The organism is Plantactinospora veratri (assembly GCF_036421995.1).
Lineage (GTDB): Bacteria > Actinomycetota > Actinomycetes > Mycobacteriales > Micromonosporaceae > Plantactinospora > Plantactinospora veratri.
In genome coordinates this window covers 84,830-100,589 of record NZ_JAZGQL010000014.1, presented here as the reverse complement: position 1 = coordinate 100,589, position 15,760 = coordinate 84,830, and the positions used below count along the sequence as shown (strand labels likewise).

General features: G+C 71.3%; 12 protein-coding genes. 8 read left to right on the top strand and 4 right to left on the bottom strand.

Annotated features, from left to right (window positions below; translation table 11 throughout):
- Positions 1 to 89 precede the first annotated feature (89 nt).
- Positions 90 to 749 (bottom strand): FMN-dependent NADH-azoreductase, encoded by a 660-nt coding sequence (locus tag V1634_RS19210; RefSeq protein ID WP_331209250.1) that lies wholly within the window; start codon positions 747 to 749, stop codon positions 90 to 92.
- 152 nt (positions 750 to 901) lie between these two features.
- On the opposite strand from V1634_RS19210, the gene V1634_RS19205 reads away from it, so the two are divergent.
- The 3 genes from V1634_RS19205 (at position 902) to V1634_RS19195 (ending at position 4,669) form a co-directional block, all read left to right on the top strand.
- On the top strand, positions 902 to 1,465 hold the full coding sequence (locus V1634_RS19205; RefSeq protein WP_331209249.1) for a MarR family winged helix-turn-helix transcriptional regulator: 564 nt from the start codon (positions 902 to 904) through the stop codon (positions 1,463 to 1,465).
- Positions 1,466 to 1,584: 119 nt separating this feature from the next.
- Complete coding sequence (locus V1634_RS19200; protein WP_331209248.1) at positions 1,585 to 2,823, top strand: FAD-dependent monooxygenase; 1,239 nt, start codon at positions 1,585 to 1,587, stop codon at positions 2,821 to 2,823.
- A gap of 145 nt (positions 2,824 to 2,968) precedes the next feature.
- Positions 2,969 to 4,669, top strand: coding sequence for a CocE/NonD family hydrolase (locus V1634_RS19195; RefSeq protein WP_331209247.1), 1,701 nt, complete (start codon positions 2,969 to 2,971; stop codon positions 4,667 to 4,669).
- 97 nt (positions 4,670 to 4,766) lie between these two features.
- Here the strand turns inward: V1634_RS19195 and V1634_RS19190 are convergent, their stop codons facing one another.
- Entirely contained in the window at positions 4,767 to 5,450 is a 684-nt protein-coding gene (locus V1634_RS19190) for a superantigen-like protein SSL4 (protein ID WP_331209246.1), read from the bottom strand.
- A gap of 228 nt (positions 5,451 to 5,678) precedes the next feature.
- Here V1634_RS19190 and V1634_RS19185 point away from each other — a divergent pair, with 228 nt between their 5' ends.
- The 3 genes from V1634_RS19185 (at position 5,679) to V1634_RS19175 (ending at position 9,014) form a co-directional block, all read left to right on the top strand.
- A complete protein-coding gene (locus tag V1634_RS19185) occupies positions 5,679 to 7,262 on the top strand; it encodes a phospholipase D family protein (RefSeq protein WP_331209245.1) in 1,584 nt (527 codons plus the stop codon).
- Between the two features lie 58 nt (positions 7,263 to 7,320).
- Positions 7,321 to 8,373: a sigma-70 family RNA polymerase sigma factor gene (locus tag V1634_RS19180; protein ID WP_331209244.1), complete on the top strand. Its 1,053-nt coding sequence runs from the start codon at positions 7,321 to 7,323 to the stop codon at positions 8,371 to 8,373.
- A gap of 98 nt (positions 8,374 to 8,471) precedes the next feature.
- Positions 8,472 to 9,014 carry a dihydrofolate reductase family protein gene (locus tag V1634_RS19175; RefSeq protein WP_331209243.1) on the top strand — a complete coding sequence of 181 codons (543 nt, stop codon included), beginning with the start codon at positions 8,472 to 8,474 and terminating at the stop codon, positions 9,012 to 9,014.
- A 73-nt stretch (positions 9,015 to 9,087) separates the two neighbouring features.
- Here the strand turns inward: V1634_RS19175 and V1634_RS19170 are convergent, their stop codons facing one another.
- Complete coding sequence (locus tag V1634_RS19170; RefSeq protein WP_331209242.1) at positions 9,088 to 10,785, bottom strand: peroxidase family protein; 1,698 nt, start codon at positions 10,783 to 10,785, stop codon at positions 9,088 to 9,090.
- A gap of 327 nt (positions 10,786 to 11,112) precedes the next feature.
- Positions 11,113 to 12,510: a short-chain fatty acyl-CoA regulator family protein gene (locus tag V1634_RS19165; RefSeq protein WP_331209241.1), complete on the bottom strand. Its 1,398-nt coding sequence runs from the start codon at positions 12,508 to 12,510 to the stop codon at positions 11,113 to 11,115.
- A 201-nt stretch (positions 12,511 to 12,711) separates the two neighbouring features.
- Here V1634_RS19165 and aceA point away from each other — a divergent pair, with 201 nt between their 5' ends.
- Positions 12,712 to 13,998, top strand: a complete 1,287-nt coding sequence (gene aceA, locus V1634_RS19160; protein ID WP_331209240.1) for an isocitrate lyase — start codon at positions 12,712 to 12,714, stop codon at positions 13,996 to 13,998.
- 29 nt (positions 13,999 to 14,027) lie between these two features.
- Positions 14,028 to 15,659: a malate synthase A gene (gene aceB, locus V1634_RS19155; RefSeq protein ID WP_331209458.1), complete on the top strand. Its 1,632-nt coding sequence runs from the start codon at positions 14,028 to 14,030 to the stop codon at positions 15,657 to 15,659.
- Positions 15,660 to 15,760: the final 101 nt, after the last annotated feature.

The following is a 15,760-nucleotide window of genomic DNA, read 5'->3' as shown; positions in this document are numbered from 1 at the left end:
GAGCAGCAAGCCTACGCAGGTGGCCGGCGGTCGCGTACGGGGTGTGTGCCGGGCGGCGGCCCCGTACGCGTACCGGTCGGAGCGGCCGGTCAGGCCACCTTGCCGAGCACGTGCTGGGCCAGCAGTTCGCCGTGCTTGCCGGCCGAGGTGTGGCCGGCTTCGAGGCTCTGCCGGGCCAGGTCCCGCAGCGGCTCCATCGCCGGGGTGACCTCGGCCAGGGTCAGCTCGACCTCGCAGACATGCAGGTCCAGTTCGAGGATGTCTCCGAAGAAGCGGCGGTAGTACGGCGTGGCGTGGTCCCAGCCCTCCCGTGGGGTGCCCGGACCGTAGCCGCCGCCCCGGGTGACGATCAGCGCCGCCGGCCGGCCGCGCAGCGGCGACGGCTGGCCCGGAGCGAGTCGGGGGTCGGTGAGCAGGATGTCGATCCAGGACTTGACGTGCTGGGACACGCCGTAGTTGTAGAGCGGCACGGCGAGCAGGTAGGCGTCGGCGGCGACGAGTTCGTCGGCGTAGGTGGTGGCGAGGGCGGCGGCCCGGGCCTGCGCCTCGCCGCGCTGGTCGGCCGGGACGAATCCCGCACTGACCGCCGTGGCCCAGGCGTCCACCGGTACCGGTGAGGCGGCCAGGTCGCGGCGGGTGACCGACCCGGACGGGTGGGTGCGGGTCCAGGCCGCCTCGGCGGTGTCGGCGACGGCTCGGCTGACGGACTGCTCGCCGCGGATGCTGGCGTCGAGTCGGAACAGGCTCACTCTTACCTCCAGAAGTTCTGTATCGACGACCAAGTTAGTCACAGACAAGCGGTTACACAGCATAACTGTGACGCAGATTATCTTAGACGAAATACTTCTGTCCGACAGAATATCTAGCGGGCGATGATCTTCTTGACGGGTATGCTGGTCACGTGTCCGACGCCGCAGCTCCCGCACCCTCCGCCGCACGTCCCGAGGACGGCGGCGGTCGGATCGCGGCGGAGTTGCTCAAGGACGACTTCGCCTGGGCGCTCGGGGTGATCATGCGGCGCTACCTCCGCGCCGCGGAGGAGATCGTCAAGGACGTGCCCGGTGGCCCCCGGGGTTACCAGGTCGTCGCCTCGGCGAGCCAGAACCTGGCGACCAACCAGGGTGCGATGGCCGCCCAGCTCGGCATCGACCGGACGGTCCTCACCTATCTGATCGACGACCTGGAGACCGCCGGACTGGTCTCCCGGCAACCCGACCCGGCCGACCGGCGCAGCCGCCGGGTCGTCGCCACCGAGGCCGGCAAGGCGCTCTGGCAGGACCGGCAGGCCGCGCTGGCCGGTGCCGAAGCCGAGATCCTCGGCGTACTCGGCCGGGACGAGTCGGCCTTCAAGGAGCTGCTGCAACGCGTGGCGATCCACGCCGACCGGCTCGACCCGATGCACAACGCCTGCCAGGTGGTCGAGGAGCTGCACGAGCAGGAGAACCGGAGCCGCCGCCGGCGCTGACCGCGCCGGCTCCGGCCGCCCGGCTGGCCGGGTACCTCTTCCCGGTCGGGCCGGGTTGCTCGGCCGCGATCGCCGTTCGGGTGGCACCCGCCAGTAGGCCCCGTCGATATATTGACCGGATGGTGCGCTCCGACGGCTCGACCGCGAGCCGGGCGGGAACGCACCCGTCTCCGCCGGACCCTCTCCGGATCGGCATCGTCGGCGGCGGCATCGGCGGGCTCAGCGCCGCCCTGTCGTTGCTCCGGGCCGGCTTCGACGTGCGGGTCTACGAGCGGGCGGCGACGCTGGCCGAGACCGGCGCGGGGGTACAGATCAGCCCGAACGCCTCCCGGATCCTGCACCGGCTCGGCCTCGCCGCCGAGCTGGCCCGGACCGGGGTACGTCCGGTGGCACTGCACCAGCGCCGCTGGGCGGACGGCCGGACCCTGCTGCGCGCACCGCTCGGCGCGGCGCTGGAGGAGAGGTTCGGCTATCCGTACTACCAGATGCACCGGGCCGACCTGCTGGCCGCGCTGGCCCGGGCGGTACCGGCCGACCGGCTGCACCTCGGCCACCGGCTCACCGGCCTGACCGAGCACGGCGACTCCGTGACGGCGTCGTTCGAGGGCGGTGTTCGGGCGGAGTGCGACGTGCTGGTCGGTGCCGACGGCATCCACTCGACGGTCCGCGGGGAACTGTTCGGCGCCGAGGCGGCCCGGTTCACCGGCTGCGTCGCCTACCGGGGACTGGTGCCGGCACATCGGCTTCGCCACCTCGAGCTGGAGGTCTCCGGAGAGGTCTGGCTGGGACCCGGACGGCATTTCGTGCACTACTTCGTCAGCGACCGCCGGCTGGTCAACTTCGTCGCCGTGCTGGAGCGGGACGCCTGGAGGCGGGAGTCCTGGACGGATCGCGGCGACCTCGGCGAGGCGCTGGCCGCGTACGCGGACTGGCATCCGCAGGTCCGCGCGATCCTGTCGGCGGTCGACGAGACGTACGTCTGGGCGCTGTTCGACCGGCCGCCGCTGCGACGCTGGTCGGTCGGGCGGGTCACGCTGCTCGGCGACGCCTGTCACCCGATGCTGCCGTTCATGGCCCAGGGTGCGGCGCAGGCGATCGAGGACGGCGCGACCCTGGCCACCTGCCTGGCCGAGCCGGGCACCGACCCGGCGGCGGCACTGGCCCGCTACGAGCGGGTACGGCTGCCCCGGACCTCCCGGATGCAGGCGCTGTCGGCCGACAACAAGATCCGGTTCCACCTGCCGGACGGGCCGGAGCAGCGGGACCGGGACGCCCGGATGGCGGGCGGCGGTACCGACTGGTCCGTCGAGGCGGTGGCCTGGATCTACCGGCACGACGCCTCCGTCACCGGCCCGTAGTCCCGGCTTCCGGCCGGACGGGCGTACCGGTAGTGGCTTTTGGACGGGCGTCACATCGACTTCCGTCAGATCGTGCCGAGTCGATATGGTGGCGCCACGTGTCCGGTACGGGGGAGGGACCATGCGTCAGCGCGTTGGCACAGCCATGTCCAGATCGATCGCCGCCCTGGTGGCCGGGGTGCTGACGGCCGGAGGTGTGCTGGTCGGCCCGGCACCGGCCGTCGCCGCGACACCTCCCGGCCTGCGGGTCGAGAACGGCGCCACCCAGCCCGTCTTCGCCAGGGACGCGGCGATCCAGGAGACCGTCTACGTCAACTCCGGAATGGACAGTGACGGTGACGGCGCGACGGACCGGATCGCCGTGCAGGTGATCCGGCCCGAGGAGACCGAGGCGGGGCTCCAGGTCGCCACCGTGATGCACGCCAGCCCGTACTTCGGGGACGGCACCGCACCGCGCGGCGGCCTGATCGTCCCGGCACACTTCACCGCCTGGTACGACGACTATTTCGTGCCGCGCGGCTATGCCGTCGTCGAGGTCGACATGCAGGGCACCGCCGGGTCCGACGGCTGCGCCACCATCGGCGGCCCGGAGGACGTCCGCAGCGCGAGCGCCGCCATCGACTGGCTGGGTGGTCGCGCCACCGCGACCTACTCCGACGGTACGCCCGCGGTCGCCGACTGGAGCACCGGCGCGGTCGGCATGATCGGTGTCTCGTACGCCGGCACCCTGCCGATCGCCGTCGCCGAGACCGGCATCGAGGGGCTGGAGACGATCGTCCCGATCGCCAGCATCTCCGCCTGGTACGACTACGCCCGCGCCCAGGGCATCGCGTACGGCGGCTTCGGCAGCCGCTACCCGGAATCCCTGGCCCGGTACGTCTCCTCGCCCGCGCACGACGCCGAGTGCGACACCCGGTACACCGCGCTCGGCAACTCGGCCGACGACGCCACCGCCGACATGAACGCCTTCTGGCAGCAGCGCGACTACCGGGACGGGGCGGCTTCGGTGGACGCCTCGGTCTTCCTGGTCCACGGCCAGCAGGACAACAACACCAAGACCACCCACTTCGGCCGGTACTGGGATGCCATCGCCGCCCAGGGCGTGCCGCGCAAGTTGTGGCTGCACGACGGCGGGCACGTCGACCCGTTCGGCAGCGACCTGGCGGGGCGGGACACCGTGGGCCGCTGGATGGACCACTGGCTCTACGGCATCGCCAACGGGATCATGAGCGAGCCGCAGGCCACCGTCAAGCGGCCCGGCGGCACGACGAGCACCTATCCGAGCTGGCCGGGGACGGTCACCTCGACCAACTACTACCTCGGTGGGCCGGGCAGTGGCGCCGCCGGGACCCTGCTCAGCGCGCCCGGCCCGGCGGCCAGCCAGTCGTTCACCGACAGCCGGGGCCAGCTCGAGTACGCGATGACCAGCCAGCCGGAGACCGCCAAGCCGAACCGGCTGGTCTACCTCGCCCCGGCCTTGACCACCGCCCGGCGCCTGGCCGGGGCCGGCACGGCCGAGGTCCGGTTCAGCGCCACCTCGACGAGCACCCCGTTGACCGCCGTGCTGGTGCACTACACCGACGGGGTACCGACCCGGGTGGTGAGCCGGGGCGCCATCGACACCAAGAACCGCAGCTCGCTGACGACAGGTACGCCGCTGACGCCGGGTACCGCCTACACGGTGACGATCCGGCTGGAGCCGAAGGACTACGTCTTCCCGGTCGGCAGCCGGATCGGGTTGGTGCTGGTCGCCAACCACGGTGAATATCTGACCACCGACTCGTTGGCGGCCGGAGTCACCGTGCAGCTCTCGCCGAGCCGGCTCACCCTGCCACTGACGAACTGACGGGCTCCGGGGGGGGGGGGGCCCCGCGGCGCGGGGGCCCCCCCCCCGCCGGAATCCCGCCGATCCCGCGCCGGTACGGGCGGGTCGCCGATAAGCATCACCTGGGCATCTGATGCGCAACCGACTGACCTACCTCTTTCGACCCCGACGGCATCTCCAGGATCGGGTCCTTGGTGCTCTCATTCCAGTCCGCCGCCGCTGTCGGGGTGGCGGTCACGATGAAGAAATCGCGCCATGAACCCGGATCGGCGAGTTGCACGTCGGCGTTTATGGTGTGTCGGCCCTGCTCTGCGCTCACCCTTCCCTTGAGCTGGTATGACCCACGGAAATGGGCGACCAACAGATATTCCGTACCTGCGGAAGGTGGCGCGTCGACCTGCACGGTAACCGCCACCACGCCGGGGCGGTTGGTCAGTCGGACAATCTTCGCGACATCCTGTACCGCTTGATCCGGAGGCGTTGTTGACGCCTCCGTCGGTACCGGCGTGGTCGGCTGTGGGCTGGAGGTCGGTGCCGTCGGCGGTTCGCTGGTGGCAGGAGGTACCGTCATTACGCCGAAGAAGACACTGGCCGCAAGTGCCACGAGAGCAATAATGACCTGAGACAACACCGCACCACTGTCACTGCGTCCGCCGGCGGAGGAGTCCTCCGCTCCGGCATGCTCCGGCAACCGTTCCGCCGCGCCGTTCCGCCACGCGAAGACCCTGCGGACAAGGATGATCACAAGCACGGCAAAGATCACGGTTGCGGTCGCCCATAGGGCAGCCCACGTCAGCCTCATAAAGGTAACGCTAGAGCTCCATGTCCATGTCGATAGATCAGTCGGAAGGGCTGACCGGGTGCCTGAAGATGCCTGTTCCACAGATGAACGTCGAACGGGCCGACCGCTGCGGTTGTCGTAGGCATAGATCAGACATCTCCCGACACCGGTTCGTTGAACAGGGCGTACGGGATGCGGGTGGCCGGCGCCCGACCTACGGTGGGATGATCGCCTAGCGGAAGGTGCCCCGTGCCTGTTCAGGACTGGTTTCTCAGCGAGGCGGAGCGGGACAACCCCGACTCCGCCCTCCCCGCCTGGACCGACGGCAACCTGGCCGAGCCGCTGATCCACGGTGCCACCTACTTCGACCGGCTCGTCACCGAGGTCGAGGCCCTCGAAGAGGGCGACTACGTCTTCTTCACCGACTGGCGGGGCGACCCGGACGAGCGGCTGCGCGACGACGGCCCGACCATCGTCGAGCTGCTCTCCGACGCCGCCCGGCGCGGCGTGGTCGTCAAGGGCCTGATCTGGCGCTCCCACCTCGACCGGTTCGCCTACAGCGAGGAGGAGAACCGGCACCTCGGCGAGGAGATCGAGGCGGCCGGCGGCGAGGTACTGCTCGACCAGCGGGTCCGGCGTGGCGGCTCCCACCACCAGAAGCTGGTCGTACTGCGGCATCCCGGCCGGCCGGAGCGGGACGTCGCGTTCGCCGGCGGCATCGACCTGTGCCACAGTCGGCGCGACGACGCCGAGCATCGGGGCGACCCGCAGGCGGTGCGGATGGCCAGCGCGTACGGCGACCACCCGCCCTGGCACGACGTGCAGATCGCGCTGCGCGGCCCGGTCGTGGGTGCACTCGACCTCACCTTCCGGGAGCGCTGGACCGACCCGGCGCCGCTGGACCAGCACGGGCCGATCAGCACCCTACGCGACAAGCTCGGCGGCGCGGACCTGCACGCCGACCGGCTGCCGCCGCAGCCGCCCGACCCGCCGGCCTGCGGACCGCACCGGATCCAGGTGCTCCGGACCTATCCGGCGATGCGCCCGGCCTACGGCTTCGCCAAGCTCGGTGAGCAGACGATCGCCCGTGGCTACACCAAGGCGATCAAGCGGGCCCGCCGGCTGGTCTACCTGGAGGACCAGTATCTCTGGTCCCGGGAGGTGGCGAAGCTCTTCGCCGACGCGCTACGTGAGAACCCCGACCTGCACCTGGTCGCCGTCGTGCCCCGGCATCCGGACGTGGACGGCCGGTTCGCGCTGCCACCGAACCAGGTCGGCCGGGAACAGGCCATCGCACTCTGCCGGGAGGCCGCCGCCGACCGGGTGCACGTGTACGACGTCGAGAACCATGCCGGCACCCCCGTCTACGTGCACGCGAAGGTCTGCGTGGTGGACGACGTCTGGTGCAGCGTCGGCAGCGACAACTTCAACCGGCGCTCCTGGACCCACGACAGCGAACTCTCCTGCGCCGTACTCGACGACACCCGCGACGAACGGGAGCCGCGCGACCCGGCCGGCCTCGGCGACGGCGCTCGCCGATTCCCCCGCGACCTGCGGCTGGCCCTGCTCCGCGAGCACCTGGACCGGGCGCCCGGCGACGACGACGATCTCCTCGACCCGGACTCGGCGGTCGACGCCGTCGAGGCCGCCGCGAACGCGCTGCGGGACTGGCACGCGGGCGGCCGGCAGGGTCCCCGGCCACCGGGACGGCTGGTCCCGCACGAGACGAACCGGCTGCCGTGGCACCAGCGGCTCTGGGCGGTCCCGACGTACCGGCTGGTCTACGATCCGGACGGTCGGGCCTGGCGGGACCGCCGCGCCGGCAACTGGTAGACCGGCGCCGGCAACGGGCACCTGGTGGACCGGAGCCGGGGCGGATGGAGGTCGACAGGTGGGCACCGGGCACGACGACACGCTCGTCGCGGCGGCGCGTGACGGCGACGAGTCCGCGTTCACGATCCTGGTGGAGCGGCACCGGCGCGAGCTGCGGGTGCACTGCTACCGGATGCTCGGCTCCTACCACGACGCCGAGGACCTGGTGCAGGAGACGTTCCTGCGCGCCTGGAAGAACGTCGCCGGCTTCCAGGGCCGTTCCACGATCCGGGCCTGGCTCTACCGGATCGCCACCAACGCCTGCCTCGACGCGCTCGAAGGCCGTACCCGGCGGATGCTCCCGCACCACCTGAGCGGCCCCTCGGACCCGGACGACGACCTGGCGCCGCCTACCGACATCCACTGGCTCCAGCCGTTCCCGGACCGGCTGTGGGAGCCGGCCGCGCCGAGCGAGACCGAACCGGAGGCCGTGGCGGTCACCCGGGAGACGATCGAGCTGGCGTTCCTGGCCGCGATCCAGCACCTGCCGCCGCGACAGCGGGCCGTGCTGATCCTGCGGGACGTGCTCGGCTGGCCGGCCAGCCAGACCGCCACCCTGCTCGACGGCAGCGTGGCGTCGGTGAACAGCGCCCTGCAACGGGCCCGGGCCACGATCCGGGAGCACCTGCCGGAGCGCCGCCTCGACTGGGCGCCCTCGGCGGCACCCAGCGAGGCGGAGCGGGCGGTGCTGCGCCGCTACGTCGACGCGCTGGAGCGCGCGGACCTGGCCACGGTGGCCGGGCTGTTGGCCGAGGACGTCCGGACGACGATGCCGCCGTACCCGACCTGGTTCCTGGGGCGGGCGTCGGTGATGCGGGCGCTGGCGACGAGCTGGGACCCGGCGCTGCCCGGGTACGTCGGCCGGTTCCGGACGCTGCCGACCCGGGCGAACGGGCGGCCGGCGGTGGCCGGGTACCTTCGGCGGCCCGGAGACCCCGACTACCAGCCGTTCGCGATCTCCCTGCTCTGGTTCGAGGCCGGTCAGATCGCCGAGATCGTCGCGTTCCACGATCCCCGGCTGTTTCCGGCGTTCGCGCTGCCCCCGTCGCTGCCGGCCACCGACCGTTCGTGAGCCGGCCCGACCATCCGCCTGACCGAGCACCGATGAGTTTCCGGTCGGCCGGCCGTCCCAACGGAGGAGAGTGAGAGCCAACCGACCCGGAGGTAACCGTGGCCACGTTCCTTTACTCGGCGAGCATGTCCCTGGACGGATTCATCGCCGGCCCCGGGGGCGACATGTCCTGGTTGACCAGGTATCTCGGGCCGAACCCCACGATCGACGACCTGATCGGCAAGGTGGGCGCCATTCTCGCCGGCAACCGCAGCTACGGCGGCGACGACCCGTACCGGGACACGCCGCAGGAGGGCGAGGCGTTCGGCGGCGGGTGGAGCGGGCCGCAGTTCGTGCTGACCCACCGCCCGCCGGAACGACCGGTCCCGGGGGCCACCTTCGTCGCTGACCTGGCGAGCGCGGTCGCCGCCGCCGGTTCCGCCGCCGGGGACGGGTACGTCAACGTGCTCGGTGCCGACGTCGCCCGGCAGTGCCTCGCCGCCGGGGTACTGGACGAGATCCTGGTCTGCGTCGTGCCGGTCCTGCTCGGCGACGGTACCCGGCTCTTCGCCCAGCCGGGCGGCGCCGACGTCAGGCTCGAACGGATCAGCGTGACCGAGGCGGCGTCGGGCAGCAACCTCTGGTACCGGGTCGCCCGCTGAGCCGACCCGCCCGGTGCCCGGCACACTTGCCGGGCACACCGAGCGGGTCGGCGCGTCGAGGGTACGGCTCGGATCAGCCGACCGGGTTGAGCAGTTCGGCCTTGCCCTCGAAGGCGTACAGCAGCAGGTCGACCATCCGGAACGTCTCGTCGTCCGGCCCGAGCGTCGGCCGCCAGGTCGGGTCACGCAGGATCGAGATCCGGCTCCCCTCGATGGCCCGGTGGAACACCTCGGCGACGATCCGGGCGCCCACACCGTCGAGCCGGCCGCCGTTGAACTCCGCCTCGCGCAGGATGTAGAACCACAGCGGGGTGTTGGTGGTCAGCTCGGCCTTCTGCTCGTCGCTCAGCCCGTCCAGTACGGCCCCGTCCAGGCCGCTCAGGATCTCGTCGCCCTTGAGCGGCACCAGGTCGAAGAGCTGCGCCAGTTGCTGACCGCTGGCCAGCCGGACCATCACGGCCCGGGTGAGGTTGCGGAAGGCCAGGTTCAGCTCGATCGGCGGCGGTGCGTCCTGGCCCCCGAACGAGCCGAGGGGCAGGTTGCGCAGCGGGTCCACCAGTCGGGTGTCGATCCGCTGGGTCAGGTTGAGCTGCCGCTGCCCGGGATCGCTCTCGTCCCGCCTGACGACCGCGACCAGGTCGTCCCGGCCGGCCTCGGTGAAGTCGTACAGGCGGCGGAAGTCGGCGATCCAGTTGGTCGGCAGCCGCTCGAACGACCCGGACTCCGGATCGGCGACGGTGCCGTCCGGCGAGAGGATGCCGCTGGTACCGGAGAACTGGAACAGCAGTTCCAGGGTGCCGGGTGCCAGCACGTCCGGGTGGTCCGAGGTGTTGAAGACGCGGTTCCAGTCGTACACGGCACGGATCATGCTGTGTCCGAGCCGGTAGGCCGCGACGGAGAACTCGATGGGCATGGTCGGCCGGTCGCCCGGCTGCACCGCCCGGTCCCGCCGCCGGGAGCCGTAGCCGGGGGAGACCTCGAAGAACCTGCGCCCCCGGCTGAACACGTCGTCGACGACGTCCGGCGAGACGATCCGGGGCAGGAAGTCGTGCACCAGCAGCCACTGGTAGTGCTTCACCACCACCGAGCGGGCCGTCCGGAACAGCGCCGGTCCGGCGAGTCCGCCCTCGGCCAACTGGTCGACCACCCGGTTGTGGAACCGGATGAACGCCAGGTGGGTCTGTGCGACGACCAGGTTCTCGTCGTTGCGGGCGTCCGGGATCAGCGCCGCCCGCCGCTCCCGCTTGCTCGACCCCAGCCCGGACCGGGGCAGGTCGAAGCCGTCCCGGTCCTGGTTGACCACCGGGTCGTCGCCGGCCACCGCCGCCGTGGTGCCGGTCTTGAGGTGTACGCCGTCAGCCGCGTAGAAGACCCGGTCGTGCTTGTCCCCGGGCCCCCGGCCGTAGAGGGAGTCCAGGTCCAGCGCCGGCGAGCGGCCCTGGAGCAACTCGTCGACGGAGACGTCCTCGCCCAGCGCGGCAGCGGTGTTGTCCATGGTCAGGTCGTGGTCCACGAACTGGCCCAGGTAGGTGTACCCGGCCGGAACAGCCGGGTCCGCCGAGTCGGCGTTCGCACCGGCGACCATCGCCTCGGCGACGGCGGTGCGGGTCGGCTCGGAGAGCGCCCGACCCTCCGGGCCGAGCCGGGAGAACCGGAACTTGCGTAGTTCGGCGGTTGTCGACGGGCGGCGGGTGGTCGGTTCGTGATTGTCGTCGAAGAGGAGCAAACCCTCGCCCTCGACGAGGTAGTCCTCCCGCATGTGCCGTTTCATTCGTCGTTCCTCCCTCGTGGTGACCAGCACCCGGACCCGGTTCGGCTGACGGGGGAGGGATGTGCACGACAGGCACGTACGCACGACGACGGAACGCGTCCGCTCGGCCTGAACCCCCGTGAACGTCCGCGATCGGCGCGGACGAGCCGACCCGGCCCGGTGCACCATGCCGGTCTCAGTCGACTTAGGGCCAAGAGTCCGCAGTGCCACCGGGGTCGTCCACCTAGTGTCGAGCATGCGACGCAAGCCGGGCCGTACTGTCACGCAGAGACGATTCATCCGTCACTGTAAGCGATTTATCGGCCTCCGCTGAGTGTCTCCTGTGGACTAGCTGTCCCGCTCCCGCAACGGGTACGGGATGAAGGTGCTGCGGTTCTCGTCGAGGTCGAGTTCCCGACCGATGGGCTGCGCGGCACGCTGCGGGCAGGTCATCCGCTCGCAGGTGCGGCAACCCGGCCCGATCGGAGTGGCCGCCTCGGTGGCGTGCAGGTCCATCCCGGCCGAGTAGACGAGCCGGCCGGCGTGCCGGGTCTCGCAGCCCAGCCCGATCGCGAAGGTCTTGCCGGGCTGGCCGTACCCGCCGTGGTGCCGGGTGACCGTACGGGCGATCCAGAGGTAGCGCTGACCGTCGGGCATCGCCGCCACCTGGGTCATCACCCGGCCCGGCGCGCCGAACGCCTCGTAAACGTTCCAGAGTGGACACGTACCGCCCGAGCGGGAGAACGGGAAGCCGGTCGCCGACTGGCGCTTGGACATGTTGCCCGCCCGGTCCACCCGGACGAACGAGAACGGCACCCCGCGCGCCCTGGGGCGTTGCAGCGTGCTCAGCCGGTGGCAGACGCTCTCCCAGCCCATCGCGAAGTGGTCGGTCAGTAGTTCGATGTCGTAGCGCATCGTCTCGGCCGCGGTGAGGAACTCCCGGTACGGCAGAACGAGCGCGGCCGCGAAATAGTTCGCCAATCCGACCCGCATGAGGATCTGCGTCTGAAGGTCGGCGACGTTTTCCTCCTCGATGATTTCGTCGATGACGTCGGCGAATTCGAGTAGTGCGATCTGGGCGCCCATCCGGATAGCTCGCTGGCCCGAGCGCAGCGACGTCGACAGGTGCAGGGTCCGGGTCTCCGGCCGGTAGCGGTGCAGGTCGCCGGCGAGCGAGTCGGGGTCCTGGCGGACTGTCCGGACGCCGTGCCGGTTGGCCAGCCGGTCGCTCAGTGCGGCCCGGGTCTCGCCCCGGCGGATCCCGATCTGCGCCGCCAGCGCCTCGGCCGCCTCGTCCAGCTCCGGGACGTAGTTCTGGCGCCGGTAGAAGAAGTCGCTGACCTGGTCGTGCGGGTTCCGGCCGGGCACCAGCTCGCGGTCGCCGAGCACCTCGGCGAGCTGGTCGTCGACCTGCCGGTAGCGCCGGTAGAGGTCGATCACCGCCTCGGCCACCTCGGGCAGCTTGCCGGCGAGTTCGGTGAGGTCGGGCAGGCTGGCCCGGGTCGGCAGCGCCTCGCGCAGCTCGGCGACCAGCCGCGGCGTGTCGTGCGGCGCGAAGTAGGCGGTGTCGACGCCGAAGACCTCGGTGATCCGGATCAGCACCGGGACGGTGAGCGGGCGGGAGTCGTGCTCGATCTGGTTGAGATAGCTGGGCGAGATGGCGAGCTGCCGGGCCAGTTCGATCTGGTTGATGCCGTGCTCCTCGCGCAACCGGCGCAGCCGCGCACCCGCGAACGTCTTGGCCACGGCGCCTCCCTCCGCCCGGATCCCGTCACATTAACACAACTGTAAAGAGGGCATTCGCAACTTCGCAGAATGGCGATCCGACTTTTCAATAGTTGGCTGTTTCCGTGTCTCGACCCGTCGGCGGAGTGCGTGTCACAGTTTCGCCAGGTCCTGATCGACGGCGAGTTGCCGACCGTAGACCCAACCCCGGAGGAGACTTCCATGAGCACGCCGGCAGAGCGGATGCGTACCGAATGGGCCACCGACCCGCGTTGGCGGGGCGTCGAGCGGGCCTATCAGCCGGAGGAGGTCGTCCGGCTGCGCGGCGTACTCCAGGAGCAGCACACCCTCGCCGACCGGGGAGCCCGGCGGCTGTGGGAACTGCTGCACCGGGAGGACTTCGTGCCGGCGCTCGGCGCGCTCACCGGCAACCAGGCGGTGCAGATGGTCCGGGCCGGGCTCAAGTCGATCTACCTCTCCGGCTGGCAGGTCGCCGCCGACGCCAACCTTTCCGGGCACACCTATCCGGACCAGAGCCTCTACCCGGCCAACTCGGTCCCGGCGGTGGTGCGCCGGATCAACAACGCGCTGCTGCGCGCCGGCCAGATCGAGACCGCCGAGGGCCGCCGTACCGGGGGCGACGACGGCGGGATCGACTGGCTCGCCCCGATCGTCGCCGACGCGGAGGCCGGGTTCGGCGGGCCGCTGAACGCGTACGAGCTGATGACCGCGATGATCGTTGCCGGCGCGGCCGGGGTGCACTGGGAGGACCAGCTCGCCTCGGAGAAGAAGTGCGGGCACCTCGGCGGCAAGGTGCTGGTGCCGACCGGGCAGCACATCCGTACCCTCAACGCCGCCCGGCTCGCCGCCGACGTGGCCGGCGTCCCCTCGGTGATCATCGCGCGTACCGACGCACAGGCGGCGACGCTGCTCACCACCGACGTCGACGAGCGGGACCGCCCGTTCGTCACCGGCGAGCGGACCGCCGAGGGCTTCTACCGGGTCCGCAACGGATTCGACGCCTGCGTGGCCCGGGGACTCGCCTACGCCCCCTACGCCGACCTGCTCTGGATGGAGACCAGCACCCCGGACCTGGAACTGGCCCGCCGGTTCGCCGAGGAGATCAGGGCCGTGTACCCGGACCAACTCCTGGCCTACAACTGCTCGCCGTCGTTCAACTGGCGCAAGCACCTCGACGACGCCACCATCGCCAAGTTCCAGCGGGAACTCGGGCACATGGGCTACCGCTTCCAGTTCATCACCCTGGCCGGCTTCCACGCGCTGAACTACTCGATGTTCGACCTCGCCCGGGGCTACGCCGCCGAGGGCATGCCGGCGTACGTGTCGTTGCAGGAGCGGGAGTTCGCCGCCGAGGCGTACGGCTACACGGCGGTCAAGCACCAGCGCGAGGTCGGCACCGGCTACTTCGACCTGGTCGGTACGGTGCTGAACCCGGCCGCCGAGACCACCGCGCTGCGCGGTTCGACCGAGGAGGAGCAGTTCGCATGAGCGAGCGAATCAACCAACTCAGTGCCGGCATGAGAATCGTGGTGCACGGCCCGATGCGGGAGCGCTACGAGGAGATCCTCAGCCCCAAGGCGCTGGACTTCCTGGTCGCGCTCGACAGCGAGTTCGCGGCCCGCCGGGTGGCCCTGCTGGACACCCGCCGGGCCCGCCGGGCCCGCTACGCCGAGGGCCAGCTCCCCGGCTTCCTGCCCGAGACCGAGGCGATCCGGGCCGACCCGAGTTGGCGGGTGGCGCCGCCGGCACCGGGCCTACACGACCGGCGGGTCGAGATCACCGGCCCGACCGACCGGAAGATGACGGTCAACGCACTCAACTCCGGCGCCAGGGTGTGGCTGGCGGACTTCGAGGACGCGCTCGCGCCGACCTGGGACAACGTGATCGGCGGCCAGCTCAACCTGGTCGACGCGATCGACCGGCGGATCGACTTCACCGCGCCCGGCGGCAAGCGCTACGCCCTCGGCGACGACCTCGCCACCATCGTCGTCCGGCCGCGCGGCTGGCACCTGGTGGAGAAGCACATCGTGGTCGACGGGCGGGCGATCTCGGCCAGCCTGGTCGACTTCGGGCTCTACCTCTTCCACTGCGCCGGGCGGCAGCTCGACGCGGGCAGTGGCCCGTACTTCTACCTGCCGAAGCTGGAGAGCCACCGCGAGGCGCGGCTCTGGAACGACGTCTTCCGGTTCGCGCAGAACTGGCTCGGCATCCCGCAGGGCACCATCCGGGCCACCGTGCTGATCGAGACCATCACCGCAGCGTTCGAGATGGACGAGATCCTGTACGAACTCCGCGAGCACTGCGCGGGGCTGAACGCCGGACGATGGGACTACATCTTCAGCATCGTCAAGAACTTCGGCTGGCGGGACGACTTCGTACTCCCGGACCGGGGCGACGTGACGATGACGGTGCCGTTCATGCGGGCGTACACCGAACTGCTGGTCCGGACCTGTCACCGGCGCGGCGCGCACGCGATCGGCGGGATGGCCGCCTTCATCCCGAGCCGTGACCCGGAGGTCAACGCGGTCGCCCTCGGCAAGGTCCGGGCCGACAAGGAGCGCGAGGCCGCCGACGGGTTCGACGGCTCCTGGGTGGCCCACCCCGGCCTCGTCCCGATCTGCCGGGACGCCTTCGACGCGGTGCTCGGCGACCGGCCGCACCAGCTCGACCGGCGCCGTCCCGAGGTCGCCGTCGGCGCGGACGACCTGCTCTCCGTCGACCGGACGGCGGGCCGGGTGACCGGTGCGGGACTGCGCGGCAACGTGGCGGTGGCGCTGCGCTACTTCGACGCCTGGCTCGGCGGCACCGGCGCGGCGGCCATCTTCGACCTGATGGAGGACGCGGCCACCGCCGAGATCGCCCGCTGCCAGGTGTGGCAGTGGCTGCACCACGCGACGCCGCTGGCCGAGGGCGGCCGGGTCACCGAGGAACTCGTCCGGTCGATCCTGGTCGAGGAGGTGACGCGGCTGAACGCCGAACGGTCGGTGGCGGAGCGGGACCGGTCGACCCGGGCGGCGGAGATCTTCGTGCGGGTCGCCCTCGGCGAGGAGTTGCCGGCCTTCTTCACCACCGAGGCGTACGCCCGGCACCTGGTGACGGCGCGACAGTCAGGCGGTACCGCCCGGACCGGCGCGGCGATGGCGGCATAGCGGACCGGAGGTCCCGGGCCCGGTCACGGGGCCGCGCGTGCCACAGTGGCCCGTGCGGCCCGCCGTCGTCCCGGGGCTGTCTGCCCGCTGCCTGCCACCGG